General features: G+C 63.4%; 26 protein-coding genes, 1 other RNA gene and 1 pseudogene. 7 read left to right on the top strand and 21 right to left on the bottom strand.

Annotated elements, in window-relative coordinates; genetic code table 11:
• Position 1: 1 nt before the first annotated feature.
• The 9 genes from mraY to rsmI all read right to left on the bottom strand — a co-directional run bounded on the left by mraY (position 2) and on the right by rsmI (position 8,940).
• Positions 2–1,084 (bottom strand): phospho-N-acetylmuramoyl-pentapeptide-transferase, encoded by a 1,083-nt coding sequence (gene mraY / locus AC0Z2B_RS06625; protein WP_416426836.1) that lies wholly within the window; start codon positions 1,082–1,084, stop codon positions 2–4.
• Positions 1,084–2,451 (bottom strand): UDP-N-acetylmuramoyl-tripeptide--D-alanyl-D-alanine ligase, encoded by a 1,368-nt coding sequence (locus AC0Z2B_RS06620; protein WP_476295647.1) that lies wholly within the window; start codon positions 2,449–2,451, stop codon positions 1,084–1,086. The genes mraY and AC0Z2B_RS06620 overlap by 1 nt, the downstream gene beginning before the upstream one ends.
• Positions 2,444–3,907, bottom strand: coding sequence for a UDP-N-acetylmuramoyl-L-alanyl-D-glutamate--2,6-diaminopimelate ligase (locus AC0Z2B_RS06615; protein WP_416426838.1), 1,464 nt, complete (start codon positions 3,905–3,907; stop codon positions 2,444–2,446). Before AC0Z2B_RS06615 ends, AC0Z2B_RS06620 begins: the two co-directional genes overlap by 8 nt.
• Entirely contained in the window at positions 3,907–5,643 is a 1,737-nt protein-coding gene (locus AC0Z2B_RS06610; RefSeq protein WP_416427465.1) for a peptidoglycan D,D-transpeptidase FtsI family protein, read from the bottom strand. The genes AC0Z2B_RS06615 and AC0Z2B_RS06610 overlap by 1 nt, the downstream gene beginning before the upstream one ends.
• A complete protein-coding gene (gene ftsL / locus AC0Z2B_RS06605) occupies positions 5,643–5,936 on the bottom strand; it encodes a cell division protein FtsL (RefSeq protein ID WP_416426839.1) in 294 nt (97 codons plus the stop codon). The genes AC0Z2B_RS06610 and ftsL overlap by 1 nt, the downstream gene beginning before the upstream one ends.
• Positions 5,933–6,880, bottom strand: a complete 948-nt coding sequence (rsmH, locus tag AC0Z2B_RS06600) for a 16S rRNA (cytosine(1402)-N(4))-methyltransferase RsmH (RefSeq protein WP_416426840.1) — start codon at positions 6,878–6,880, stop codon at positions 5,933–5,935. The genes ftsL and rsmH overlap by 4 nt, the downstream gene beginning before the upstream one ends.
• Positions 6,877–7,332 (bottom strand): division/cell wall cluster transcriptional repressor MraZ, encoded by a 456-nt coding sequence (mraZ, locus tag AC0Z2B_RS06595; RefSeq protein ID WP_416426841.1) that lies wholly within the window; start codon positions 7,330–7,332, stop codon positions 6,877–6,879. The genes rsmH and mraZ overlap by 4 nt, the downstream gene beginning before the upstream one ends.
• 309 nt (positions 7,333–7,641) lie before the next feature.
• An RNA gene (gene rnpB, locus AC0Z2B_RS06590) (RNase P RNA component class A) lies at positions 7,642–8,001 on the bottom strand.
• Between the two features lie 96 nt (positions 8,002–8,097).
• Positions 8,098–8,940, bottom strand: coding sequence for a 16S rRNA (cytidine(1402)-2'-O)-methyltransferase (gene rsmI, locus AC0Z2B_RS06585; RefSeq protein WP_416426842.1), 843 nt, complete (start codon positions 8,938–8,940; stop codon positions 8,098–8,100).
• Between the two features lie 210 nt (positions 8,941–9,150).
• Here rsmI and AC0Z2B_RS06580 point away from each other — a divergent pair, with 210 nt between their 5' ends.
• The 4 genes from AC0Z2B_RS06580 to AC0Z2B_RS06565 all read left to right on the top strand — a co-directional run bounded on the left by AC0Z2B_RS06580 (position 9,151) and on the right by AC0Z2B_RS06565 (position 12,597).
• On the top strand, positions 9,151–10,926 hold the full coding sequence (locus tag AC0Z2B_RS06580; protein ID WP_476295646.1) for a penicillin-binding protein activator: 1,776 nt from the start codon (positions 9,151–9,153) through the stop codon (positions 10,924–10,926).
• Positions 10,926–11,297, top strand: coding sequence for a YraN family protein (locus AC0Z2B_RS06575; protein ID WP_476295644.1), 372 nt, complete (start codon positions 10,926–10,928; stop codon positions 11,295–11,297). The genes AC0Z2B_RS06580 and AC0Z2B_RS06575 overlap by 1 nt, the downstream gene beginning before the upstream one ends.
• 131 nt (positions 11,298–11,428) lie before the next feature.
• The gene (locus AC0Z2B_RS06570) at positions 11,429–12,022 is read left to right on the top strand and encodes a phosphoheptose isomerase (protein WP_416426845.1); all 594 of its coding nucleotides are present in this window, start codon (positions 11,429–11,431) and stop codon (positions 12,020–12,022) included.
• Positions 12,019–12,597, top strand: coding sequence for a BON domain-containing protein (locus AC0Z2B_RS06565; RefSeq protein WP_416426846.1), 579 nt, complete (start codon positions 12,019–12,021; stop codon positions 12,595–12,597). The genes AC0Z2B_RS06570 and AC0Z2B_RS06565 overlap by 4 nt, the downstream gene beginning before the upstream one ends.
• Positions 12,598–12,742: 145 nt before the next feature.
• Here AC0Z2B_RS06565 and AC0Z2B_RS06560 read toward each other — a convergent pair whose 3' ends face one another.
• The 7 genes from AC0Z2B_RS06560 to rplM all read right to left on the bottom strand — a co-directional run bounded on the left by AC0Z2B_RS06560 (position 12,743) and on the right by rplM (position 17,783).
• Positions 12,743–13,165: a ClpXP protease specificity-enhancing factor gene (locus AC0Z2B_RS06560; protein ID WP_416426847.1), complete on the bottom strand. Its 423-nt coding sequence runs from the start codon at positions 13,163–13,165 to the stop codon at positions 12,743–12,745.
• 10 nt (positions 13,166–13,175) lie between these two features.
• Entirely contained in the window at positions 13,176–13,799 is a 624-nt protein-coding gene (locus AC0Z2B_RS06555; RefSeq protein ID WP_416426848.1) for a glutathione S-transferase N-terminal domain-containing protein, read from the bottom strand.
• Between the two features lie 158 nt (positions 13,800–13,957).
• Positions 13,958–14,734 carry a cytochrome c1 gene (locus tag AC0Z2B_RS06550; RefSeq protein ID WP_416426849.1) on the bottom strand — a complete coding sequence of 259 codons (777 nt, stop codon included), beginning with the start codon at positions 14,732–14,734 and terminating at the stop codon, positions 13,958–13,960.
• Positions 14,734–15,945, bottom strand: a complete 1,212-nt coding sequence (locus tag AC0Z2B_RS06545; RefSeq protein WP_476295643.1) for a cytochrome b — start codon at positions 15,943–15,945, stop codon at positions 14,734–14,736. The genes AC0Z2B_RS06550 and AC0Z2B_RS06545 overlap by 1 nt, the downstream gene beginning before the upstream one ends.
• Positions 15,945–16,538 (bottom strand): ubiquinol-cytochrome c reductase iron-sulfur subunit, encoded by a 594-nt coding sequence (gene petA, locus AC0Z2B_RS06540; RefSeq protein ID WP_416426851.1) that lies wholly within the window; start codon positions 16,536–16,538, stop codon positions 15,945–15,947. The genes AC0Z2B_RS06545 and petA overlap by 1 nt, the downstream gene beginning before the upstream one ends.
• A gap of 409 nt (positions 16,539–16,947) precedes the next feature.
• Positions 16,948–17,340, bottom strand: a complete 393-nt coding sequence (rpsI, locus tag AC0Z2B_RS06535) for a 30S ribosomal protein S9 (RefSeq protein ID WP_027976848.1) — start codon at positions 17,338–17,340, stop codon at positions 16,948–16,950.
• A gap of 14 nt (positions 17,341–17,354) precedes the next feature.
• Entirely contained in the window at positions 17,355–17,783 is a 429-nt protein-coding gene (gene rplM, locus AC0Z2B_RS06530) for a 50S ribosomal protein L13 (protein ID WP_158155250.1), read from the bottom strand.
• A gap of 248 nt (positions 17,784–18,031) precedes the next feature.
• On the opposite strand from rplM, the gene AC0Z2B_RS06525 reads away from it, so the two are divergent.
• A complete protein-coding gene (locus AC0Z2B_RS06525; protein WP_476295642.1) occupies positions 18,032–19,072 on the top strand; it encodes an NADP(H)-dependent aldo-keto reductase in 1,041 nt (346 codons plus the stop codon).
• Positions 19,073–19,147: 75 nt separating this feature from the next.
• On the opposite strand, the gene AC0Z2B_RS06520 is transcribed toward AC0Z2B_RS06525, so the two are convergent.
• Entirely contained in the window at positions 19,148–20,287 is a 1,140-nt protein-coding gene (locus AC0Z2B_RS06520) for an acyl-CoA dehydrogenase family protein (protein ID WP_476295640.1), read from the bottom strand.
• A 240-nt stretch (positions 20,288–20,527) separates the two neighbouring features.
• On the opposite strand from AC0Z2B_RS06520, the gene AC0Z2B_RS06515 reads away from it, so the two are divergent.
• Entirely contained in the window at positions 20,528–21,424 is an 897-nt protein-coding gene (locus AC0Z2B_RS06515) for a GlxA family transcriptional regulator (RefSeq protein ID WP_416427466.1), read from the top strand.
• 88 nt (positions 21,425–21,512) lie between these two features.
• Here the strand turns inward: AC0Z2B_RS06515 and zapE are convergent, their stop codons facing one another.
• The 3 genes and pseudogenes from zapE to AC0Z2B_RS06500 all read right to left on the bottom strand — a co-directional run.
• Entirely contained in the window at positions 21,513–22,607 is a 1,095-nt protein-coding gene (gene zapE, locus AC0Z2B_RS06510; RefSeq protein WP_476295638.1) for a cell division protein ZapE, read from the bottom strand.
• A gap of 85 nt (positions 22,608–22,692) precedes the next feature.
• Positions 22,693–24,042 carry a tryptophan--tRNA ligase gene (locus tag AC0Z2B_RS06505; protein ID WP_476295636.1) on the bottom strand — a complete coding sequence of 450 codons (1,350 nt, stop codon included), beginning with the start codon at positions 24,040–24,042 and terminating at the stop codon, positions 22,693–22,695.
• A gap of 24 nt (positions 24,043–24,066) precedes the next feature.
• Positions 24,067–24,720 (bottom strand): annotated as a pseudogene (locus AC0Z2B_RS06500) (alpha/beta hydrolase); the annotation flags it as partial.
• Positions 24,721–24,840: 120 nt separating this feature from the next.
• Between AC0Z2B_RS06500 and AC0Z2B_RS06495 the strand changes: the two are divergent.
• Positions 24,841–25,275 (top strand): Z-ring associated ZapG family protein, encoded by a 435-nt coding sequence (locus AC0Z2B_RS06495; RefSeq protein ID WP_416426856.1) that lies wholly within the window; start codon positions 24,841–24,843, stop codon positions 25,273–25,275.
• 79 nt (positions 25,276–25,354) lie between these two features.
• On the opposite strand, the gene AC0Z2B_RS06490 is transcribed toward AC0Z2B_RS06495, so the two are convergent.
• A complete protein-coding gene (locus AC0Z2B_RS06490) occupies positions 25,355–26,494 on the bottom strand; it encodes an acyltransferase family protein (RefSeq protein ID WP_476295635.1) in 1,140 nt (379 codons plus the stop codon).
• Positions 26,495–26,513: the final 19 nt, after the last annotated feature.

Genomic DNA, 26,513 nt, shown 5'->3' with positions numbered 1-26,513 from the left:
TCTACCTCAGTTTCAGGGTGGCAAGGCCGATCAGCACGAGGATCACGGTGATGATCCAGAAGCGGACGATCACGCGCGGCTCGGGCCAGCCCTTGAGTTCAAAGTGGTGGTGGATAGGTGCCATGCGGAACACGCGGCGACCGGTCAGTTTGAAAGAGGCCACCTGAATGACCACTGACAGGGTCTCCATCACGAACACGCCACCCATGATGAACAGCACGATTTCCTGGCGCACGATGACGGCGATGGTGCCCAGGGCAGCGCCCAGGGCCAGCGCACCGACGTCACCCATGAAGACCTGGGCCGGGTAGGTGTTGAACCACAGGAAGCCCAGGCCGGCGCCGATCAGCGCGCCGCAGAACACGATCAGCTCGCCCGCGCCCGGCACGTACGGAATCAGCAGGTAGTCGGCGAATTTCACGTTGCCCGACAGGTAGCAGAAGATGCCCAGGGCACCGCCCACCATCACCGTCGGCATGATCGCCAGGCCGTCCAGGCCGTCGGTGAGGTTCACCGCGTTGCTGGAGCCCACGATCACGAAGTAGGTGAGGATGATGAAGCCCACGCCCAGGTAGATGCTGGCGTCCTTGAACATCGGGATGATCAGGGTGGTTTCCACGGCGCTTGGCGCGGTGGCGTACAGGAAGATCGCCGCGCCCAGGCCGAACACCGACTGCCAGAAATACTTCCAGCGGCTAGGCAGGCCGCGCGAGTTCTTCTCGATCACCTTGCGGTAGTCGTCCACCCAGCCGATGCCGCCGAACAGCAGGGTCACCAGCAGCACGGTCCACACGTAGCGGTTGGTCAGGTCGGCCCACAGCAGGGTGCTGATGCCGATGGCCGACAGGATCAGGGCGCCGCCCATGGTCGGGGTGCCGGACTTGGACAGGTGCGATTGCGGGCCGTCGTTACGCACGGCCTGGCCGATCTGACGAATCTGCAGGGTACGAATCATCCAGGGGCCCAGGAACAGGGCCAGCGACAGCGCGGTCAGCACACCCAGGATCCCGCGCAGGGTCAGGTACTGGAAGACCGCGAAGCCTTTGTAGAACTGTTGCAGATACTCCGCCAGCAGCAGCAGCATTAATGTTTCTCCCCGCTGGAACCGCACAAGGCCGCCACGACGTTTTCCATCGCAGCGCTGCGCGAACCCTTGATCAAAATAGTGGTGTTCTTGCCTTTCTCGGCGCCAAGCGCAGCGATCAGGTCAAGCTGTGTGCCGAAATGGCGAGCATTGGTACCGAACGCATTCACTGCGTGAACCATGTTCGGGCCCACGGCGTACAGGGTGTCGACCTTGCCGAGGGCGTATTCGCCCACTTGCCGATGCCCCTCTTCCGCCCATTGCCCCAATTCGCCGATGTCCCCGAGCACCAGGACGGTGCGTCCGGAAAAGCCGGCGAGTATATCAATGGCCGCGCACATTGAGGTGGGGTTTGCGTTGTATGTATCGTCAATTACACGCACGCCGCTGGGCGCGATCTGCGCCACGGTGCGGCCCTTGACCGGCTGCACGCTTTCCAGGCCGCGGGCGATGTCGCCGATGGCCAGACCAAAGGCATGGGCGGCGGCCGCGGCGGCCAGGGCGTTCTGCACGTTGTGGGTGCCCAGCAGGTTCAGCTGGACCCGCGCCGTGCCTTGCAGGCCGTGCAGGTTGAAGCTCGGGCAGCCGCGTTCATCGGCCTGGATGTCGCTGGCGTGGAAATCGGCTGCGGTGTTGGTCAGGGCGAAGCTGAGCACGCGGCGCTGGCCGGCACGGGTGTGCCAGATGCCGTAGGCCTTGTCGTCCAGGTTGAGCACCGCAGTGCCGTCGGTGGCCAGGCCGTCGATGATTTCGCCCTTGGCCTCGACGATCTTCTCCGGCCCGCCGAACTCACCCACGTGGGCGGTGCCGGCGTTGTTGAGGATGGCCACGTGGGGCTGGGTCAGGCCCACGGTGTAGGCAATCTCGCCCAGGCGCGAGGCGCCCAGCTCGATGACCGCGGCGGTGTGCTGCGGGGCCAGTTCGAGCAGGGTCAGCGGCGCGCCCAGGTCGTTGTTCAGGTTGCCACGGGTGGCCAGGACTTCACCCTGGGTGCGCAGGATGCCGGCCAGCAGCTCCTTGACCGTGGTCTTGCCGCTGGAGCCGGTGATAGCGGCGACAGGACGGTTGAAACGGCCACGGTTCAGCGCGCCCAGCTGGCCCAGCGCCACGCGGCAATCAGCCACCACCAGTTGCGGCAGGTCGACGCCGGCCACTTCACGTTCCACCAGCGCGGCGACCGCGCCCTTGGCGGCGACGTCGGCCAGGTAGTCATGGCCGTCGAAACGCGGGCCGGTCAGCGCCACGAACAACTGGCCGGCGACAATGGCGCGGCTGTCGATACTGACGCCGTTGAATTCCACATCCTGGCCATGCAAACGCGCAGCCAGTGGCTTGAGCAGTTCAGCCAGGGACATGGGCTTAAGCATGGTCCACCTCCCAGGTAGCCAGGGCCTTGGCGGCCTCCTCCAGGTCGGAGAACGCCAGGCGCTGGCCGTTGATTTCCTGATAATCCTCGTGCCCCTTGCCGGCCAGCACGATCACGTCGTCGGCATTGGCCTTGGCGATGAGCTGGGCAATGGCCGGGCCACGCCCCGAGACGAACTCGACCCGGGCAGCAGCGCTGAAACCAGGGCGAATGTCGGCAAAGATCTGCAGCGGGTCTTCGCTGCGCGGGTTGTCGTCGGTGACCAGCACGCGGTCGGCCAGGCGCTCGGCCACTTCGGCCATCAGCGGGCGCTTGCCACGGTCACGGTCGCCGCCACAACCGAACAGGCACACCAGCTCGCCTTTGGCATGCGGGCGCAGGGCCAGCAGCACTTTGTCCAGGGCGTCGGGGGTGTGGGCGTAATCGACCACCACCAGCGGCTGCTTGCCACCGCCCAGGCGCTGCATGCGCCCCAGCGGGCCTTCCAGCTGCGGCATCACCTTGAGGATGTCGTCCAGCGGGTAATCCAGCGCCAGCAGCGTGCCGACCGCGGCCAGCACATTGCTGAGGTTGAAACGCCCCAGCAGGCGGCTGCGCAGCACGTGCTCGCCCTGGGCAGTGACCAGGGTGGCGCGCACGCCATGGTCGTCGAACTCGGCTTCGCGGCAATACAGGGTGGCCGCCGGGTCCAGCAGGCTGTAGGTGATCAGCCGCGATTCATGGGCTTCCTCGGCCAGGGTGCTGCCGAAGGCATCATCCAGGTTCAGCACCCGGCAGCGCAGGCCGGTCCAGCCGAACAGCTTGGCCTTGGCGGCAGCGTAGGCCTGCATGCTGCCGTGGTAGTCCAGGTGGTCGCGGCTGAGGTTGGTCAGCACCGCCACATCGAACGCCAGGGCGGCCACGCGGCCTTGGTCCAGGGCGTGGGACGACACTTCCATGGCCACGGCCTTGGCGCCGGCCTTCTTCAGGTCGGCCAGGGTCGCCTGCACGGCGATCGGGTCAGGGGTGGTCAGGCGGCCGCTTTGCAGGGCTTCGTAGAAGCCGGTGCCCAGAGTGCCGATCAGGCCGCAGCGCTGGCCCAGCAGGTCCAGGGCCTGGGCTACCAATTGGGTGACACTGGTCTTGCCGTTGGTGCCGGTGACACCCACCACGTTCAGCAGCCGGCTCGGGTCGCCGTAGAAGCGCCCGGCGATGTCGGACAGCTGGCGCACCAGGCCCTTGACCGGAATTAGCGGCACGTCGGTGATCGGCAGCACGGTAGCGCCGTCCACTTCGTAGGCCACGGCGGCAGCGCCACGGCCCAGGGCGTCGGCGATGTGCGCACGGCCATCGACCTTGGCCCCTGGCACGGCCAGGAATAGGTCGCCGGGGCGCACGCTGCGGCTGTCCAGCGCCAGCTCGCGGATCAATGGATCGCGGTTGGCCTGGGCGAAAATCTTGCTCAGCGGCATGCTCATCAGCCACGCCCTCCCTTGCTGGCCGCAGGCTGGGCCTGGGCTGTTTCCTGCGGGGTGCTCGGCAGGTTGTCGGGGGTCACGTTCATCAGCCGCAGCGTGCCGGACATGACCTTGCTGAACACCGGTGCCGATACCAGGCCGCCGAAGTAACCGGCCTTGCTCGGTTCGTCGATGACCACGACGATGGCGTAGCGCGGATCGCTGAGCGGGCCGAAGCCGGCGAACAGCGAGCGGTAGGCGTTCTCGGTGTAGCCGCGCGAACCGATGGTGGCCTTACGGGCAGTACCCGACTTGCCGGCCACGTGGTAGCCCGGCACCCGCGCACGGTAGACGCCGCGCGAGTCCTCGATCACTTCCTTCATCATGCCTTGCAGGGTCTTGGCCACCTGCTCTGGCATCACCCGCGTGGCCGCCGGCTTGCCGTCGACCTTGAGGATGCTCAGCGGCACGATCTCGCCGTCGTTGGCGATGGCCGAATAGGCGTGCACCAGCTGCAGCGCGGTCACCGACAGGCCGTAGCCGTAGGACAGGGTCGCGGTCTCGGCCTTTTTCCAGTCGCGGTGGTTGGGCAGGTTGCCCACGCGCTCGCCCGGGAAGCCCAGGCCGGTGTATTGGCCAAGGCCCACGGCCGACATGGCACGGAAGATGTTCTCGCCGCCGACGTCGAAGGCCACCTTGCTCATGCCCACGTTACTGGAGTTGATCAGGATGCCGGTGAGGTCGAGGATCGGGCCCTCGGTCTTGGTCACGTCTTTAATGGTGTAGCGGCCGATCTGCAGGCTGCCGGGGTACACCTCGACCTTGTCGGTCGGCTTCCAGCGCCCGGTTTCCAGGGCCGCGCTCATGGAGATCGGCTTCATGGTCGAGCCCGGCTCGAACACGTCGGTGATCGCCCGGTTGCGCATGGACGCCGGGAACATGGTCTTGCGGTTGTTCGGGTTGTAGGTGGGCTGGTTGACCATGGCCAGCACTTCGCCGGTCTTCACGTCCATGATCACCAGGCTGCCCGCCTTGGCCTCGTTCTCGACGATGGCGTTGCGCAGCTCGCGGCTGGCCAGGTATTGCAGGCGCAGGTCGATCGACAGGGTCAGGGTCTTGCCCGCCTTGGCGTTCTTGGTGACCTGCACGTCCTTGATCAGGCGGCCGCGGCGGTCCTTGATGACCTGGCGCTTGCCCGGCACGCCGGCCAGCCAGTCCTCGTACGCCAGCTCCACGCCCTCGCGGCCGTGGTCGTCCAGGTCGGTGAAGCCGACCATGTGCGCGGTCACGTCACCGGCGGGGTAGAAACGACGAAATTCCTCGATGCCGTAGACACCAGGAACCTTGAGGTCGAGCACGGTCTGGCCCTGCTCCGGCGTGAGGCCGCGCACCAGGTAGATGAATTCCTTGGTGGCCTGGGCGTCGAGGCGTGTCGACAGTTCCTTGGGGTCCTGCCCCAGGGCTGCAGCCAGTGCCGGCCATTTGCTCTTGTCCGCCTGCATCTCCTTGGGGTTGGCCCACAAGGTGGTGACCGGCGTACTCACGGCCAACGGCTCGCCGTTGCGGTCGGTGATCAGGCCGCGGTGCGCAGGAATGGGAATGTGCCGCACGCTGCGGGCATCGCCCTGGCCCTTGAGGAAGTCATGGTCGATGACCTGCAGGTCGACGATGCGCCACACGATCGCGCCCACCATGATGCCCAGCAAGGCCACGAGCACCCGGAAACGCCACGGGTACAGGGCGCCGTCGAGTTTCATCATGGCGTCACCATCTTGATTTCGGCGGCGTCGGGAATACGCATTTTCAGTTGGCCGCTGGCCAGCGCCTCGATGCGGCTATGGGCGGTCCAGGTGCTTTGCTCCAGGATCAGCCGGCCCCACTCGGCCTGCGCCTTGTCGCGCTCGCTCAACTCGTTGTACAGGCTGTTGAGCAGCTGACGGTTGAGGTGCGCGCTATAGGACACGGCGATGGCCGACACCAGCACGGCAATGAACAGCAGCAGCATCAGGAAGCTGCCGCCCGGCAAAGGCTTGGCGTAGAGCTTGCTCACCGCAGCTTCTCCGCCACGCGCATGACCGCGCTGCGCGAGCGCGGGTTGGCCTTGAGCTCGGCTTCGGAAGCGAACTGGGCCTTGCCGTGAACCTTGATTTTCGGCTCGAACGCCTGGAAGCGCACGGGCAGGTTGCGCGGCAGGTTGTCGGCCTCGCCCTTGGCCAGCTTGCGCATGAACAGTTTGACGATCCGGTCTTCCAGCGAGTGGAAGCTGATCACCACCAGGCGGCCGCCGATTTCCAGCGACTCCAGCGCGGCTTCAAGGCCCGCCTCCAGGTCAGCCAGCTCGTTGTTGACGTGGATACGCAGGCCCTGGAAGGCACGGGTAGCCGGGTTCTTGCCCTTTTCCCAGGCAGGGTTGGCCACTTTCAGCACTTCGGCCAGGTCGGCGGTGCGCTCGAACGGCTTGATTTCGCGACGCGCGACCACGGCATTGGCCATGCGTTTGGCGAAGCGCTCTTCGCCGTATTCCTTGAACACGCGGGCAATTTCTTCGGCCGGGGCGTTGGCGATGAACTCGGCGGCGCTGACGCCGCGGCTCGGGTCCATGCGCATGTCCAGCGGGCCGTCGTTCATGAAGCTGAAGCCGCGCTCGGGGTCATCCAGCTGCGGCGAAGACACGCCCAGGTCCAGCAGCACGCCGTTGACCTTGCCGGCCAGGCCTTGGCTAGCAATTTCGCTACCCATTTCCGCAAAACTGCGCTGCACAATGACAAAGCGGCCGTCTTCGGCCGCCAGCGCTTGCCCCGTGGCAATCGCTTGTGGGTCCTTGTCGAAGCCCAGCAATCGGCCGTCCGGCCCCAGGTGCTTGAGGATCAACCGGCTGTGACCACCCCGCCCGAAGGTACCGTCCACATAGCAGCCATCGCCCTGTATGGCGAGAGCCTCGACGGCTTCGTCAAGCAATACGGTGATGTGGTTAAAGCCGCTATCTATAGTCACAGAATCAAATCACGCAGTTCATCAGGCATGGCGCCCGGTTGTTGAATAGCTGCCAGGTCCGCATCAGCAAGCGCGTTCCAGGCATCCTCGTCCCACAGTTGAAACTTGTTCAGCTGGCCTACCAGCATCACTTTCTTGTCCAGCTTCGCGTACTCGCGCAGGCGCGGCGGAACCAGAAAACGCCCGCTGCCGTCGAGCTCCAGGTCAACCGCATTACCAATCAGCAACCTTTGCAGACGGCGGTTTTCTTCCCGGAGCGACGGCAGCGCGCGCAGCTTTGTTTCAATTAATTCCCATTCGTCCAGCGGGTACACACACAGGCAGCGGTCGACGGCGTCGATGGTCACGATCAACTGGCCATTGGAGCGCGAAACCAGCTCGTCACGGTACCGGCTCGGCATAGCGAGACGGCCCTTTGCATCGAGACTGATGGCATTAGCTCCGCGAAACACAGAGGCGCTTCCCCAAGATTTAGTTTTTCGTGCCTAAAAACCCACTTTGTGCCACTTTCCGCCACTTGCGCACACTATAGGAATGCGCCCACACCACCGTCAAGGCACGCTCGTAAGGAAAACCCTTACAGATCGGCGATTTAGGTGACAAAAGGAAAGAGATGGGCTAAATCGAGGGAAACGCGGGGGTATAAAGCCAAGTTAACTCAAGGGTCTACGCGTCAAACTTAAAGTGATTTATTAAGAGTAAGATTTTTTCGGTATTACCAGGGCCGCTTCTGCTATTGATTGATGCAGAAGGGAAAAGAGGTGGAGAGTCGATCTGTAAGCCGGGTTCTGTCGAGGACAGTCATTCCTCTACGATGGCCATCACTGGACACCTTTAGCAACCTACCCGGTTCCAACGCGGGCCGCGCCATGTGGAACCCTATTTGGTCTTGCTCCGAGTGGGGTTTGCCTAGCCACGAACTGTTACCAGACGTGCGGTGCGCTCTTACCGCACCTTTTCACCCTTACCGGCGCCGAAACGCTTAGGCGGTTATTTTCTGTGGCACTTTCCGTAGGCTCGCGCCTCCCAGGTGTTACCTGGCACTCCGCCCTATGGAGCCCGGACTTTCCTCCCCCCGCTTTTGCGGAACAAAAGCAGGCAGCGACTGTCCAATCGACTCTCCGCCGACAAGGTTACGGAATAGCTAGGCCAGCTGCAAGCTTTAAGCTTCAAGCTGCGCGCTTGAGTGCCTGTCTTGCAGCTTGCCCCTCGCAGCCTTAGCTGCTTTTCTGCCGCTCCAATGCCACCTGGTACAGCACATTCTTGCGCGCGCCGGTAATTTCCGCCGCCAACGCCGCCGCGCGCTTGAGCGGCATCTCCTTGAGCAGCAGGTCCAGCACGCGCATCACCTCGGCGCTCACCACCTCGTCACTTTCGGGCGGCGTCCAGCCTGCCACCAGCACCACGCACTCGCCGCGCTGCTGGTTGCTGTCGCTTTCCACGAAGGCACGCAGCTCGGCCAGCGGCAGGCCCTTGAGGGTCTCGAAGGTCTTGGTCAGTTCGCGCGCCAGCAGTGCCGGGCGCTCGGGGCCGAACACCAGCTCCATGTCCTGCAGGCATTCCAGGATACGGTGCGGGGCTTCATAGAAGATCAGCGTGCGCGGCTCTTCTCGCACCTGCTCCAGGCGCGAGCGACGGCCGACGGTCTTGGCCGGCAGGAAGCCTTCGAAGATGAAACGGTCGGACGGCAGGCCGGCCGCCGACAGCGCCGCGATCAGCGCGCAGGGGCCGGGCACCGGCACTACCGGGATACCCGCGGCGCGCACCTGGCGCACCAGGTGGTAGCCGGGGTCGGAGATCAGCGGCGTGCCGGCGTCGGAGATCAGCGCCACGCTCTCGCCCGCCAGCAGCTTGTCGAGGAAGCGCCCGCCCTCGTCTCGCTCATTGTGCTCGTGGCACGCGGCCAGCGGCGTGTTGATGCCGAAGTGCTGCAGCAGGCGGATCGAATGGCGGGTGTCCTCGGCGGCGATCAGCGCCACGTCATTGAGGATCTTCAACGCCCGAGCGCTCATGTCGTCCAGGTTACCGATGGGCGTGGCCACCACATAAAGTGTTCCCATCGCGGAATTCGAAGCACCTGGAGCAGTCACAGCACACACCTGTCGTTGGCAAAAGCGGCATTGTAGCGCGCCCTTTCGCCCAGCGGCCAAAAAGCCCGCGGTAAAACCCTGAATGACCTTTGATGCGCCTTTCACGCCAGTGACATCGCACCGGGGGCCGTGCTTGGGTACAATTGCGGGCCTAATCGATCGAGTATCAGGAAGATATACATGACAGCTTGCCTGCGGCTGCTCTCAGCCCTATGCCTTGCCGCCCTGCTGGCGGCCTGCGCCAGCGCGCCTTCCAACAGCCTCGGCGAACTGCCGCGTACGCCTGACGCCACCATCGAGCAACTGCTCGGCCAGGCCGCCTCGGCCAAGACCCCGGCCGACGCCGCCGTGCTGCGCCTGAGCGCCGCCGACCTCGCCTACCGCCAGCACGCCAACCAGCGTGCCGCGCAAATCCTGGCACAGGTGCAGGTCGAGCAGCTCAACGTGGGCCAGCAGATCATCGCCAGCACCCTGGCGGCCGAGCTGGCCCTGGCCCGCAACCAGCCCAAGGAAGCCCTGGCCGCGCTCAACCACCCCAGCCTGCAGCGCCTGAACGAGGCGTCGGTAGAGCAGCAGGTCCGCGCCCACACCGTGCGTGCCCGCGCCCTGGAAGCCGACGGCCAGCCCTTGCCCGCCGCCCAGGAACGCGTGTTCATCGCCCCGCTGCTCAGCGGCGACGCGGCTGCCGCCAACAACGAAGCCATCTGGACCCTGGTCAGCAGCCTGCCGGTCGACCAGCTGCAATCCACCGGCACCGACGACCTGGCAGGCTGGCAGAGCCTGGCCCTGGCCGTGAAGAGCGCCGGCACCCTGGACCAGCAGAAGGCTGCCATCGACAACTGGCGCAGCAGCCACCCCGACCACCCCGCCGCCAAGCAATTGCCGGTGGCGCTGGTGAAGCTCAAGGAGCTGACCAGCCAGCCACTGACCAAGATCGCCCTGCTGCTGCCCCAGCAAGGCCAGCTGGCCTCGGTGGGCAAGGCCCTGCGTGACGGCTTCATGGCCGCCTACTACCAGGCCCAACAGGCCGGGCAAAAGCCACCGGTAGTGGAAGTGTTCGACAGCTCCCGCGTGACCTCCATGGATGACTTCTACCGCCAGGCCCAGGCCGCCGGCGCGCAGCTGGTGGTCGGCCCGCTGGAGAAACCGCTGGTGAAACAACTGGCCGGTCGCCCGCAACTGCCCATCACCACCCTGGCGCTCAACTACAGCGACGGCACCCAGGCCAACCCCCCACAACTGTTCCAGTTCGGCCTGGCCGCCGAGGACGAGGCCCGCGAGGTCTCCCGTCGCGCCCGTGCCGATGGCCTGCATCGCGCCGTGGCCCTGGTGCCGCGCGGCGAGTGGGGCGACCGCGTGCTGGCCGCCTTCCGCCAGGACTTCGAAGCCAACGGCGGCCAACTGCTGGGCTCCCAGCGCGTTGACCAGCCCGTGGCCCTGGCCCAGCAGATCGGCGACCTGATGCAGGCTCGCCAGGGTGGCAACGGCAGCAACGGCTCGCGTCGCCAGGACGTCGACTTCATCTTCCTGGCCTCCACCCCGCAGCTGGCCCAGCAGATCAAGCCGACGCTGAACTTCCAATACGCCGGTGACGTGCCGGTGTACGCGACGTCCAACGTCTACAGTGCCAGCGGCGACCAGGCCCAGTACAACGACATGAACGGCGTGCGCTTCTGCGAAACCCCGTGGCTGCTGGACAACAGCAACCCGCTGCGCCAGCAGGTGGTGCACCAGTGGCCCCAGGCCGGTGGCAGCCTTGGCCGCCTGTACGCCATGGGTGCCGACGCCTTTGGCCTGGCCCCGCGCCTGGCGCAGTTGAAAGCGCTGCCGGACAACCGCCTGCAAGGCCTGTCGGGCAACCTGAGCATCAACGCCGGCCAGCGCATCGAGCGCCAGCTGCCGTGGGCCCAGTTCGCCAATGGCCAGGTGCAGCGCCTGCCGGACACCGCGCAGTAATGCTCGCCAGCTCGCCGCGCCAGGCCGGCCAGGAGGCCGAAGCGCAAGCCCTCGCACACCTGCAGCAGCAGGGTTTGCAGGTGCTTGCGCGCAACTGGCTTTGTAAAGGCGGCGAGCTTGATCTGGTCATGCTTGATGGCGATACAGTAGTATTCGTCGAAGTTCGTTACCGCCTGCACGCACAATGGGGTGGCGCGCTCGAAAGTATCGACGCGCGCAAGCGTGCCAGAGTGGTCAATGCCGCACATTCGTTCCTGCACCAGGAAGCACGCTGGGCCAATAGCCCCTGCCGCTTCGACGTGATCGCCCTGGAAGGCACCGCCAGCAAGGATATGCGCCTGAACTGGCTACGCAACGCCTTCGACAGCTGACCAGGCCATCGTGAGCGCTGCCGTTTACCCCCTTATTCCAACGTTTTTTGCTCTTTGCTTTGCGGGCTGCACATTCATGTGCCGGGACGCTGAACAGCGCCCGACCAGCCGCCCTAATTAAGGTCACACTGATGGACATGCAATCCCGAATTCGCCAGCTTTTCCAGGCCAGTATCGATACCAAGCAACAGGCGATGGAAGTCCTTGCACCGCACATCGAGCAAGCCAGCCAGGTCATGGTCAACGCGCTGCTCAACGAAGGCAAGATGCTGTCCTGCGGCAACGGCGGCTCGGCCGGCGACGCCCAGCACTTCTCCTCGGAGCTGCTCAACCGCTTCGAGCGCGAGCGCCCGAGCCTGCCAGCCATTGCCCTGACCACCGACAGCTCGACCATCACCTCGATTGCCAACGACTACAGTTACAACGAAGTGTTCTCCAAGCAGATCCGCGCCCTGGGCCAGCCCGGCGACGTGCTGTTGGCGATCTCCACCAGCGGCAATTCCGCCAACATCATCCAGGCGATCCAGGCCGCACATGACCGCGAAATGGTTGTCGTAGCCCTGACCGGTCGCGACGGCGGCGGCATGGCCTCGCTGCTGTTGCCCGAGGACGTGGAGATCCGCGTCCCGGCCCACGTCACCGCACGCATCCAGGAAGTCCACCTGCTGGCGATCCACTGCCTATGCGACCTGATCGACAGCCAACTGTTCGGGAGTGAAGAATGACCCCTAATCGCCTTGGCCTGATGGCCTTGACCCTGTGCCTGAGCCTGACCGGCTGCAGCTCGTTCCTGACCGCTACCCGCGACAAGCCCATCGAGGACGACCGCGGCACCCGCACCTTCGGCAGCAAGATCGACGATTCGCTGATCGAGACCAAGGTGTCGGTGAACGTGGCCAAGGCCAGCCCTGACCTGGACCAGAACTCGCACATCATCGTCAGCAGCTTCAACGGTGTGGTGCTGCTGGCCGGCCAGACCCCGCGCGCCGACCTCAAGGCCATGGCCGAACAGGCCGCCGCCGGCGTGCAGCGCGTCAAGCGCGTGCACAACGAACTGCAGGTGATGGCGCCCTCCTCGATCCTGGCGCGCAACAACGACGCCTGGCTGACCACCAAGATCAAGACCCAGATGCTGGCCGACGCCAGCATCCCCGGCTCGCGCATCAAGGTGATCACCGAGAACGGGATCGTCTACATGCTGGGCCTGGTCACCCAGAAGGAAGCCGCCCAGGCAGCCTCGCTGGTGCAGGGCGTGGGTGGCGTGCAGAAAATCGTGAAGCTGTTCGAATACATCGACTGACCGCTTGTAGCCGCTGCCGCCAGGCTGCGCTGGCCCTGTGCCTCACTGAAGATCCTCAGGGTTCACGCCGGCCAGCGCAGCCTGGCGGCAGCGGCTAAAAATCCTGGCACAAAAAAAAGGCGATCCAACTGGATCGCCTTTTTTGTTACTTGACCACCTTCAAGCTAGGCCGCCCTGCCGGGCGTTGCGGTCGGCCGCCATCGGGCGGCAGGTCATCGTCACTGCCATCGAGCACGACTTCTTCTTCCTCGGCCAGCGATGGCTCCAGGTCGAAGACCATGCCCTGGCCGTTTTCCCGGGCATAAACGCCCAGGATAGCGCCGATGGGCACGTAGAGCGTGTGCGCGACGCCGCCGAAGCGACCTTCGAAGCTGACCGCGTCGTTGTCCATGTGCAGGTGACGCACGGCACTGGGCGACACATTGAGGACGATCTGGCCATCACTTGCAAAGCCCTTGGGGACCTGCACCGAACGGTGTTCGGAATTGACCAGCATGTGGGGCGTGCAATCGTTATCCACGATCCACTCGTAGAGTGCACGTACAAGGTACGGACGACTGGAGTTCATCAACGGCTCCTTAAACCGGGCGCATTTCACGTTCAGCGGCCGAGAGGCTAGCCTGGAAGGCCTCGCGGGCGAACTGACGTTCCATATAGTCCAGCAGCGGCTTTGCAGGCCGCGGCAATTCGATACCCAGCACTGGCAAGCGCCAGAGTATGGGCAGTAGACAGCAATCAACCAGACTTTGCTCCTCACTGAGGAAGAAAGGCTTGTCGGCAAACAGGGGCGAAACGCCCGTCAGGCTCTCACGCAGCTCCTTGCGGGCCTGTACACGCGCCGGTTCCTTGGTGCGCGCGTCGAGAATCAGGTCCACCAACCCGCACCAGTCGCGCTGGATCCGGTGGATCAGCAGGCGGCTGTTGGCCCGCGCCACCGGGTACACCGGCAGCAGCGGCGGATGCGGGTAACGCTCATCCAGATATTCCATCACCACGGTGGATTCGTACAGCGCCAAATCCCGATCGACCAGCGTCGGCAGGCTGCCGTACGGGTTCACTTCGATCAGCTTGGCCGGCTGCGAACCTGCCGCCACACTGATGATCTCGGCGCTTACACCCTTCTCGGCGAGAACGATGCGCACCCGGTGAGAATAGTGGTCAGCGGGGTCGGAGTAACAGGCCAACCGGTTGGTCACGCCCATGGCGGTCCTCCTCGCGTATAAAAAACATGAATAACACAAAAACGAGCGCGCCCCTGAAGCACTCCCTCGGCAAAGGTGACTGGAACGGCTTCCAGGTTCGCCATGCAACGGAGTCGCCAAAGGGGCGCGCGCATTTAACAGCAGATCTTACCGCATATTCAATGAACGTCTTTCCAGTATTCACGTTTGAGCAGGTAAGCAAAGATGAACAAAACAGCCAGGTACAGCAGCACGTACGTGCCGATTCGCTCGGCCTGCAGCTTGTTGGGGTTGGCCGAGTACGCCAGGAAGGTCACCAGGTTCTTGATCTTCTCGTCGAACTGCTCGGGCGTCAGGCTGCCGGTTTTCGGCAGCAGGGTCAGCTGGTCACAGGCCTCGTGGGTCAGCGGCGCGCCGGTGAGCGGGTCGTACTGCTTCTTGCCGTCGGTGACCACCTGCACCTGCTTGCAGCCGATCACCTGGCGGCCCTGCAGGCCGCCCAGCACGTTGGGCATGCCGACATTGGGGAACACGGCGTTGTTGACGCCCCAGGGCCGCGCAGGGTCCTCGTAGAACGAGCGCAGGTAGCCATAGAGCCAATCGGTGCCACGCACCCGCGCCACCAGCGTCAGGTCCGGCGGCGCCGCGCCGAACCAGGCCTTGGCGTCGGCGGGCTGCATGCCGATGGTCATGTGGTCGCCGATCTTGGCGCCGGTGAACACCAGCTTCTGCAGCATCAGGTCGTGGGGAATGCCCAGGTCATCGGCGACACGCTCGTAGCGCTGGAACTTGGCGCTGTGGCAGCCCATGCAGTAGTTGGCGAAGGTGCGGGCGCCGTCCTGCATGGCGGGCTTGTCGGCCAGGTCGATGTCGACCTTCTCCAGCTCCGGGCCTTCGGCAGCCAGGGTCAACGCGGGCAGTAACGCAAGAATGAATACCGCTAATAATTTTTTCATCAGCCAGTCACCCTTTCCGGTACCGGTTTGGTCTTCTCGAAGCGGGTGTAGAACGGCATCAGGATGAAATAGGCGAAATACAGCACCGTGCACACCTGCGACACCAACGTTCGCTCCGGCGTCGGCGGTTGCACGCCCAGGTAGCCCAGGGTCATGAACGACACGCAGAACAGCGTCAGGGCCACGCGGCTGACCCAGCCCTTGTAGCGCATGGATTTGACCGGGCTGCGGTCCAGCCAGGGCAGCACGAACAGCACCGCAATGGCGGCGCCCATGGACATCACCCCCAGCAGCTTGTCGGGCACCGCGCGCAAGATCGCGTAGAACGGCGTGAAGTACCACACCGGGGCGATGTGCTCGGGCGTCTTGAAGGCGTTGGCCTGCTCGAAGTTGGGTTTTTCCAGGAAATAGCCGCCCATTTCCGGGAAGAAGAACACGATGGAACAGAACACGAACAGGAACACCACCACGCCGACAATGTCCTTCACCGTGTAGTACGGATGGAAGGCAATACCGTCCAGGGGTACGCCGTTTTCGTCCTTGAGCTTCTTGATTTCGATGCCGTCGGGGTTGTTGGAGCCCACCTCGTGCAGCGCCAGGATATGCAACACCACCAGGCCCAGGATGACTATGGGCAGGGCAATCACGTGCAGGGCGAAGAAGCGGTTCAGGGTGATGCCGGAAATCAGGTAGTCGCCACGAATCCACTGGGTCAGGTCATTGCCGATCACCGGGATGGCGCCGAACAGCGAGATGATCACCTGCGCGCCCCAGTACGACATCTGCCCCCACGGCAGCAGGTAGCCCATGAAGGCCTCGGCCATCAGGGCCAGGTAGAGGAGCATGCCGAAGATCCACACCAGCTCCCTGGGCTTCTTGTAGGAGCCGTACAGCAGGCCGCGGAACATGTGCAGATACACCACGATAAAGAACGCCGAAGCGCCCGTGGAGTGCAGGTAGCGCAGGATCCAGCCGTAGGACACGTCGCGCATGATGTACTCGACCGAGGCGAACGCCTCTTCTGCCGAGGGCGTGAAGCTCATGGTCAGCCACACGCCGGTGATGATCTGGTTGACCAGCACCAGCAGCGCCAGCGAGCCGAAGAAATAGAAGAAATTGAAGTTTTTCGGGGCGTAGTATTTGGTGAGGTGCTCTTCCCACATTTTTGTCGCGGGGAAGCGGGCATCCACCCAGGCCATGAACTTGCTCATCACGCTTTCTCCTGATCGACGCCGATGACAATCACATCGTCCGACTCGTAAGAGTGCGGCGGCACCGCCAGGTTGAGCGGCGCGGGCTGGGACTTGTAGACGCGACCGGCGAGGTCGTAGTGGGAACCGTGGCAAGGGCAGAAATAGCCCCCCACCCAATCCTTGCCCAGGTCGGCCGGTGCCACCTCGGGGCGGAAAGTCGGTGAGCAGCCCAGGTGTGTGCAGATGCCGATCAGAATCAGCACCTGCGGCTTGATGGAGCGCAGCTTGGGGTCGACATAGGCAGGCTGGGTCGAGTTCTTGGACTCGGGGTCGGAGAGACGGTCTTCGATCTTGCCCAGGTTGGCGATGATCTCGTCGGTGCGGCGCACCACGAACACCGGCTGGCCACGCCATTCGGCGATCACCTGCTGGCCGGGCTCCACCTTGCTGATGTTGAACTTGACTGGAGCCCCCGCCGCCTTGGCCTTGGCACTGGGAAACCAAGACCCCACGAACGGGACCGCAGCCCCTACCGCTCCTGCTGCGCCGACCACGGACGTGGCCGCTACGAGGAAGCGACGCCGGCCTGCATTCACGCCGTCATTGCTCATTCAGTCCTCTCCCATCAGCTTGGTGGCCTGTTGCAACAGGCATCTACATTGTTGGTTCCATCCAGCCAGGCCCGGTCAGCCTGAAAATCTGCCGAATGGTAGTTAAAAGCCCATACATAGACAAGGGAAATACCCGCGGCAAACGACTGCGCCCCCGGCCTTGCGCGGCGTGCGCAGGTGCAGCAAGCCGCTGCACAAAAACTTCGCACCCCACGTCATTCATCGTAGCCGCTGCCGCAGGCTGCGCTGGCCATTTGCAGCAACACGAATCTGTAGTGAACATTCGGGCCAGCGCAGCCTGACGGCAGCGGCTACGGCCCCTTGACGCTCACCGTAGTCTAGCCGACATAAAAAAAGCCCGGTTCCAAAGGAACCGGGCTTTTTTTGAACGGAGTCGCGAAGCTTTGAATTAACGCTTCGAGTACTGCGGACGCTTACGCGCTTTACGCAGACCGACTTTCTTACGTTCAACTTCACGAGCGTCACGAGTCACGTAGCCAGCTTTACGCAGGGCGCTACGCAGGGTCTCGTCGTATTGCATCAGAGCACGGGTGATACCGTGACGGATTGCACCGGCTTGACCGCTGACACCACCACCGATAACGGTGACGTAGATGTCGAACTTCTCGGTGGTCTCGGTCAGTTCCAGCGGCTGACGAACTACCATGCGGGCAGTTTCACGGCCGAAGAAAGTGTCCAGAGAACGGTTGTTGATGGAGATGTTGCCAGTACCCGGACGCAGGAAAACGCGTGCGGTAGCGGTCTTGCGACGGCCAGTGCCGTAATTTTGAGTCGCCGACATAATGAACTATTCCGTTAAATCTTCAGTTCTTGGGGCTGCTGAGCAGTATGAGGGTGAGCAGCGCCCGCATAGACTTTCAGCTTACGGTACATGTCGCGACCCAGCGGGTTCTTCGGCAGCATGCCTTTTACCGCGGTCTCGATCACGCGCTCAGGGGCTTTGGCGATCAGCTTCTGGAAGTTGATCGACTTGATGCCGCCCGGGAAACCGGAGTGGGAGTAGTACATTTTGTCAGTGGTCTTGGCGCCAGTGACACGAACCTGCTCAGCGTTGATGACGACGATGTAGTCACCGGTGTCAACGTGAGGGGTGTATTCTGGTTTGTGCTTGCCACGCAGACGGCTCGCGATCTCAGTAGCCAGACGACCCAGGGTCTGACCAGCAGCATCAACGACGAACCAGTCGCGTTTTACTGTTTCCGGTTTAGCAGTAAAAGTTTTCATTCTTTATAGCCTCGAAGGCCGTCCAGCAAAAAGAGACGGCAGATCTTACTGAATAGTGCGTACTTTGACAAGTCAAAGGCAGCCGGATACAGACGCTATCGGGGGCTCGGGTCAGCGCGTCCAATATACGGCAAGATTCTTCGGCGAGCGGCGCATCACTTCCACTGCAGAGAGAGGGGGCGAATTATCCAGATTGCGAAAAAAATATCAACCTGCTTTTATGATTCCTTTGCCTTGAGGAGACGCAGATGGATTATCGCCGACTGGGACGCACCGACATCAAGGTCAGCGCCCTGTGCCTGGGCACCATGACCTGGGGCGAGCAGAACACCGAGGCAGAGGGCTTCGCGCAGATCGAGCGGGCCAAGCAGGCGGGCATCAATTTCATCGACACGGCGGAAATGTACCCCGTGCCCCCTCGTCCGGAAACCTACGCTGCCACCGAAAAAGTCATTGGCAACTATTTCAAAAGCCGCGGTGATCGCGCCGACTGGGTGCTGGCCAGCAAGATCGCCGGCCCCGGCAACGGCATCGCGCACATCCGCGACGGCCAGCTGCGCCACAACCGCCAGCACATCGTGCAGGCCCTGGACGCCAGCCTCAAGCGCCTGCAGACCGACTGGATCGATCTGTACCAGCTGCACTGGCCCGAGCGCAGCACCAACTTCTTCGGCAAGCTGGGCTACCAGCACACCCAGGACGAGCTGATCACGCCGCTGGAAGAAACCCTGCAAGCGCTGGACGAACAGGTGAAGGCCGGCAAGATCCGCCACATCGGCCTGTCCAACGAAACGCCGTGGGGCACCATGAAGTTCCTGCAACTGGCCGAGAGCCGTGGCTGGCCGCGGGCAGTGTCGATCCAGAACCCCTACAACCTGCTCAACCGCAGCTTCGAGGTGGGCCTGGCGGAAGTCGCCATCCGCGAACAGTGCGGCCTGCTGGCCTATTCGCCGATGGCCTTCGGCATGCTCTCGGGCAAGTTCGAGAACGGCGCCAGGCCGGCCAACGCGCGCCTGACCCTGTTCAGCCGCTTCAGCCGCTATTCCAACCCGCAGAGCGTGGCCGCCTGCAGCCGCTACGTGGCCCTGGCCCGCGAACACGGCCTGGACCCGGCGCAAATGGCCCTGGCGTTCGTCACCCAGCAGCCGTTCGTGACCAGCAACATCATTGGCGCCACCTCGCTGGAGCAGCTGGACGCCAACATCGCCAGCTTCGACCTGAAGCTGAGCGACGCGGTGCTGGAAGGCATCGAGGCGATTCACAAGGACCAGCCCAACCCCGCGCCTTGATGGCCCTGACGCGGCCTGCGGCCGCTGCTACGAACCCTGTAGCAGCGGCTAAAGGCCGCGTCCCGCCTAGCCCCCTCAAATCACCGAACGGGCAATGATCTCCTTCATGATTTCATTGGTCCCGGCATAAATGCGCTGCACCCGCGCATCCGCCCATGCCCGGGCAATCGGGTATTCCCACATGAAGCCGTAGCCGCCGTGCAACTGCACGCACTCGTCGAGCACCTTGCACTGCAGGTCCGAGCCCCAATACTTGGTCATTGCTGCCGTGGGCACGTCCAGCTCGCCCTTGAGGTGCAGCTCCAGGCAGCGGTCGATGAACACCCGGCCGATCTGCACTTCGGTAGCGATCTCCGCCAGCTTGAAGCGAGTGTTCTGGAAGTCGGTGATGGCCTTGCCGAACGCCTTGCGGTCGCGGGTGTAGTCCAGGGTCCATTGCAGCGCCGCCTCGGCCGAGGACACCGCGCCGATGGCCACGGTCAGCCGCTCCTGGGGCAGCTCCTGCATCAGGTAGGCGAAGCCCTGGCCGGCCTGGCCCAGCAGATTGTCCTTGGGAATGCGCACGTTGTGGAAGAACAGCTCGGAGGTGTCCTGGGCCTTCATGCCCACCTTCTCCAGGCGCTTACCCTTGTCGAAGCCCGGGGTGCCCGCCTCCACCACGAACAGGCTGGTGCCCTTGGCGCCGGCCTTGGGATCGGTCTTGGCCACCACTATGACCAGGTCGGCGAGGAAGCCGTTGGTAATGAACGTCTTGGAGCCGTTGATCACGTACTCGTCGCCGTCCAGCACCGCCGTGGTCTTCACCCCCTGCAGGTCGGAACCGGCGCCCGGCTCGGTCATCGCAATGGCGCTCACCAGCTCGCCGCTGACCAGGCGCGGCAGGTATTTGTGCTTCAGGGTCTCGCTGCCGTAGTGAAGGATATAGGGCGCGACGATGTCGGAATGCAGCGAGAAGCCAATGCCGCTCAGGCCCAGGCGGCTGATCTCTTCGATCACCACTGCGCTGTAGAGAAAGTCGGCGCCCATGCCGCCGTACTCCTCGGGGATGTGTGAGCACAACAGCCCCGCATCGCCGGCCTTGTTCCACAGCTGGCGGTCGATGTGACCCTGCTTCTCCCACTGGGCGTGAAAGGGCGCGGCTTCTTTCTCGAAGAACTTGCGCACGCTGGCGCGAAACAGTTCGTGGTCGGAGCTGAACACTGTCCTAGGAATCATCCTACACCTCTCGCTGAGCAATCCATGGTAGATAGCTGAGACTAAGCGCGGCGGCATGTATCGGCACTGGACACAACCGCCAAAAAATAAGACGATCCAGCCGCTTATTGACCACTATCCCTTATAAGAATAATGAACATGATGTTTACCCCGAATACCCCGTCACTGCGGCGCGTGAGCATTCTGGCCATCGACAAGGTGTTCGCCTCGACGCTGATGCATGCCAAGGATTTCTTCCACCTGGCCGGCCTGCGCCATGGCAAACAGATGGGCCAGGGCCTGACGTCGCTGTTCGAAACCCGCCTGATCAGCCCCGACGGCCAACCCGTGATTACCTTCAGCGGCGTACAGGTGCCCGTGGACGGCACCCTGGAAGACGCCGACATCATCGTGTTACCCGCCTTCTGGGATGACTTCGACGCCCTGTGCCTGCGCTACCCGCAGGTGCTGCCGTGGCTGCGCGCCCAGCACGCCCGTGGCGCGGTGCTGTGCGGCGAGGCCAGCGGCGTGTTCTGGCTGGCCGAGGCCGGCCTGCTGGACGGCAAGGAGGCCACCACCTACTGGCGCTTCTTCGGCCAGTTCGCCGAGCGCTTCCCCCAGGTGATGCTCAACCAGGACAAGCACCTCACCGACGCCGACAACCTGTACTGCGCCGCCGGCACCACCTCGGCCTGCGACCTGTACATTTATTTGATCGAGCGCTTCTGCGGCGCCAGCGTCGCCCAGGCCGTGTCGCGCGACATCCTCTACGAGGTGCAGCGCAACTACACCCCGGGGCGCATGGGTTTTGGCGGGCAGAAACTGCACCAGGACCTGATCATTTTGCAGATCCAGCAGTGGCTGGAGGAACACTTCGCCGACAAGTTCCGCTTCGAGGACGTGGCGCGCGAGCATGGCATGAGTATTCGCAACTTCATGCGCAGGTTCCAGAACGCCACGGGCGACAAGCCGTTGCACTACCTGCAGCGGCTGCGCATCGAAACGGCGAAGGGCTTGCTGTCGGGCTCGCGCAAGAGCATCAAGACCATCAGCTATGAGGTGGGCTACGACGACGCGAGCTTCTTCGCCCGCCTGTTCCGCCAGCACACGGCGCTGTCGCCGAACCAGTACCGGCAGCAGTTCCTGCAAGAAGCCTGACCCAGGCCGGTCCCTGCGGCCGTCCGGCGGCGTCCAGCCGGTGCACAACGGGGCGCCCGGACGCGGCCTGCCGGCCGCTGCTACGGGATCAAGGCTTGTGCGCGCGCGACAGGAATTCGTGCGACTGCATCTCCAGCAGGCGGCTGAGGGTGCGCTGGAACTCGAACATCAGGCGGCCGCCGGTGTACAGGTCCTTCAGCTCGACTTCGGCCGAGATGATCAGCTTCACGTTGCGGTCGTAGAACTCGTCGACCATGTTGATGAAGCGCCGGGCGATGTCGTCGGTGGCCACGCCCATCTGCTCCACGCCGCTGAGCAGCACGGCATGGAAGATCTTGCCCAGTTCGATGTAGTCGTTCTGGCTACGCGGGCCGTCGCACAGTTCGCGGAAGTCGAACCAGGCCACGTCGTCACAGGTCTTGAGCGCGCGAATCTCGCGGCTCTCGATCATCAGCACGTCGTTTTCCACCGCCGCGGTGCATTCCGGGGTCAGCGCCTTGAAGCTCTTGCGCAGGCTTTCCGCGGCCGCCTCGTTGAGCGGGTAGTGGAACAGCTCGGCTTGCTCCAGGTGGCGCAGGCGGTAGTCCACGCCGCTGTCGACGTTGACGATCTCGGTGTTCTGCTTGATCAGGGCGATGGCCGGCAGGAAGCGCGCGCGCTGCAGGCCGTCCTTGTACAGGCCGTCCGGGACGATGTTGGACGTGGCCACCAGGGTCACGCCGTTCTTGAACAGCTCTTCCATCAGCGTGCCGAGGATCATGGCGTCGGTGATGTCGGAGACGAAGAATTCGTCGAAGCAGATGACCCGGGCCTCGTCGGAGAAGCGCTTGGCGATCACCGTCAGTGGGTTCTTCTCACCCTTGAGGGTGCGCATTTCTTCGTGCACGCGCTTCATGAAGCGGTGGAAGTGGGTACGCACCTTCTCCTTGAACGGCAGCGCCTCGAAGAAGGTGTCCACCAGGTAGGTCTTGCCCCGCCCTACGCCGCCCCAGAAGTACAGGCCCTTGACCAGGGTCGGCTCCTTCTTGCCGAACAGCTTGCCGAACAGGCCCGGCTTGCTGTCATGCGCCGCGATCAGGTCGTCGTACAGACGCTGCAGGTGACGCACCGCGGTTTCCTGCGCAGCATCATGGAAGAACTCGGGGCGTTTGAGGTCAGTTTGATATCGTTCTAGAGGCGTCATATTCGTTAGCAGGGCAACAAAAACGGGCCGTCACTGTAACGACGACCCCGGGTTATGGCAATTAGACTTGCGACAGTTGGTCGCATTAGTCCTGTTGGGGCTGCAAGGCCACGCGCAGAGCCTCTACTGCGGCATCGCGAGCGTCGATATCTGCAAAATCCGGACTATCAGCAACAATTTCGTTATCCAAGCAAACCGAGAACCCGTTCATTTTCGGAAAAATGTCCAACTTCGCACCACTTTGCAGCTGCTTGCTGGCCTGGCCGGCGGCCTTGCCATCGGGGAATTTGCGCGACAGCAGCAGTTGCTCGCCATCGGCGCCCAGCAGGCGGAAGCGGAAGCTGCCGTCCTCGTCGCGGAAGCTGACGAAGCGCGCGGCCTTGGCAGCCTTCTTCTTGGTGGCAGTGGCGACCTGCGCCTGCTCGCGGAACGAGCGCAGGCCCACGGCTTCGCGCAGCTCACCGAGGAACGGCGTGGCCACCTTGCGGGCCTTGGCGGCGCCGGCCAGCAGGATGTCTTCCAGGTCGGCCGGGCGGGCGATGAACTGGTGGTATTTCTCGCGCGCTTCGCCCAGTTCGTTGTCCAGCAGGGTGAACAGGCGGCTCTTGGCCTCGCCCCAGCCCAGGCCCTGCAGCAGTTCTTCGCGGAACTCGGCCTGTTGCGCCGGGGTGGCGAAGGCCTGGTACAGGGTGAACAGGTGGGAGTTGTCCGGGTCCTTCGCCTCGCCGGGCGCTCGGGAGTCGGTGACGATGCGCGAGATGGCGTCCTTCATGTCCTTGGCGCTGGTAAACAACGGGATGGTGTTGTCGTAGCTCTTGGACATCTTGCGGCCGTCCAGGCCCGGCAAGGTGGCCACGCTTTCCTCGATCAGCGCCTCGGGCATCACGAAGTACTCGCGGCCCTGGCCGAACAGGTGGTTGAAGCGCTGACCTATGTCGCGGGCCATTTCCACGTGCTGGATCTGGTCACGACCCACCGGCACCTGGTGGGCGTTGAACATCAGGATATCGGCGGCCATCAGCACCGGGTAGCTAAACAGGCCCATGGTGATGCCGGCGTCCGGGTCTTCACCGGCTTCCACGTTCTTGTCCACCGAAGCCTTGTAGGCGTGGGCGCGGTTGAGCAGGCCCTTGCCGGCCACGCAGGTCAGCAGCCAGGTCAGCTCGGGGATCTCGGGAATATCGGACTGGCGGTAGAAGGTCACACGGTCCACGTCCAGGCCGGAGGCCAGCCAGGTGGCGGCGATTTCCAGGCGCGAGCGCTGGATGCGCAGCGGGTCATCGCACTTGATCAGCGCGTGGTAGTCGGCCAGGAAATAGAACGAATCGGCATCGCTCTGGCGGCTGGCGACGATGGCCGGGCGGATGGCACCGGCGTAGTTGCCCAGGTGCGGCGTGCCAGTGGTGGTGATACCGGTCAGGATACGTGTGGTCATGGGCTAATTCTTGTCTGTCTGCAATCAGTTCGAAAGGCGTGGCAGGACCAGATCTTTCAGGTCGGTCAGCTTGCCATGAAAAAAGTGTCCGCATTCTGCCACTTTCAGTAGCTCATGGGGACGTTGCAGCTGCGCGGACCAGGCATACACCAGGGCCGGGTCCACCACTTCGTCGGTTTCGGGCTGGATCACGGTCAGCGTGCCGCCCAACGGCAGGCTATGCTCCGGCGTCAGGCGCATGACTGCCGGCGCCACCATGAACAGGCGCTGCACGCTCTGCCCCGCGGCTTCCAGGCGCCCGCCCAGGCCGGCGGCAACAAAGCCGCCGAAGGAGAAGCCCAGCAGCGTCAGCGGCAGCTCGGGGTGCTGGCTGCGCAGCCAGGCAGCGGCGGCCTGGGCGTCATCGATTTCGCCGCTGCCCATGTCGTGGCTGCCGGCACTGGCGCCCACGCCACGGTAATTGAAACGCAAGGTAACAAAGCCGGCGTCACGCGCCGTGCGCTGCAGGGTCGAGATGACCTTGTTGAGCATGGTGCCACCCTGCACCGGGTTGGGGTGGCAGATCAGCGCAATGCCGCGCGCGTCGGGGGTGTCCAGGTACAGCGCCTCGAGCTGGCCCTGCGGGCCATCGATGAAAACGGGGGTTTCGCGGATCAGCAAGGGTACACTCCGTGACCTCGAAAGGGGTCGACTCGTCTAGTCGAAGGATTCTGTCTGAAATATTTGCGATTGCTCGCGGTATACAGCGCAGGTTAGAGCCGTTAACGTAAAGCAAAGCCGTTTATAGAGGAAGGACTCGTGGAACACTCGCTCTTAGTTTGGTTGTTGCCGACAATCGCCCTCGTCGTGGGTGTCGTGATTGGCCTGGTCGTCGCCCGCCTCGTGCCCAATGCCGCTCCCAGCAGCACTCAGCGCCAGCTGGACGAGATCCAGGAACGCTTCGACAGCTACCAGAATGACGTGGTCACCCACTTCAACACAACGGCTTCGCTGGTCAAGAAAATGACCCAGAGCTATCAGGAAGTGCAGGAGCATCTCGCCGAGGGCGCCAACCAGCTGGCCCTGGACGAACTGACCCGCCAACGCCTGCTGGCGGCCCTGCACGCAGAAAGTGCCGGCCCCCGCGAACGCCTCACCCCACCGCGCGACGCCGAGCCGCCCCGCGACTACGCGCCCAAGGCGCCGAACTCGCCCGGCATGCTGGACGAGCAGTACGGGCTCAAGCGCAAGTAACCTGCGTGGCATGAACAAACGGAGCCTTCGGGCTCCGTTTTTTTTTGCTTATCACCACCGTCACAGGCCGCAGCCAGGGTCAGGCGGCAGCCACTTGGGCGGTGGGCCGTGGGCGCTGGCGAATAAACGGGCGCTCGATGCCCCAGTACGTCGCCACACTCAGGCTTGCCACCAGCCACAGCACCACCGGCAGGAACCAGACGTAATGGCGGAAATCGGCCGCGTGGAAGTCGTAGAGGCCCAGCACGCTGAACAGCAGGTAGATAACGATGCCGTGCAGCAGGTAGATGCTGAAACTGGCTTCGCCCAGGATCTTCAGGCCACGATGTTCCAGCAGCCCATTCAGGCTGTTGCCCAGCACGAACAGGGCGAACGGAATTGCCAGGATGATCATCTGGGCCTTGGAATAAGGCTTCAGGGCCAGGCACAGCACCATCACGGCCGACGCCACCAGGGTGCACTTCCAACCGCCATAATTGATGGCCTTGGCCTTGAGCCAGTCTTGCAGCATGGCGACTACGATACCGGCGACGAACAGCTTGATGAAACTTCTGCTGAAGTGATCACCGTACAGTGGCCACAACGCTGCTAGTGCCAACACCGAGACTAGCGCTGCGGCAATGGCCAGGCGACGACGCAGCAGGCAATACAACAACGGCAACGCCAGGTAGAACACGGCTTCGTACAGCAGCGTCCACTGCACCCCAGCGTTGATACGGCGGGTATCGTCGATGCCGTTGAACGGCACGCCGATGAAAAGCAACCATTGGCCCAGCGACTGGCCGAAATCGGCAAGCGAGCCCAACTGCCCCCCTTGAGTATAAAACGAGATGGCCACGATCAGGGCGACACTGGTCAAGTACATCGGGAATATTCGGCGAATGCGCGAGGATGCGATGGCTGTCCACTGCGGTGCGCCGCGATAAATCTTACCGCCGAACAGGTAGCCGGTGATCATGAAGAACAGCGACACCGGCACTGCTCCCATGTTGTTGATCAGCCGACTGTCGGTCATCTGCCACACCGTGGTGGCCTGCCAGTAATAGCTGACCGTGAAGTGGTGCGCCAGCACTGCGGTGGCTAGCACGCCGCGCAGCCCGTCCAGCGACGAAACGCGGTGTTGCGCTTCTTCGGAGAGAATCGGCAGGCGGCTTGAACCTACGCAAAAAATGACCATCGCCACCAAATAGAGCGCGACCAGAAGCAGAGTTTCCATCATGCGGGTAATTTCATATCCA

The organism is Pseudomonas sp. GYB4201, assembly GCF_056312595.1.
The sequence above is the reverse complement of the archived record's forward strand: the minus strand, read 5'-3'. Positions and strand labels throughout refer to the sequence as shown.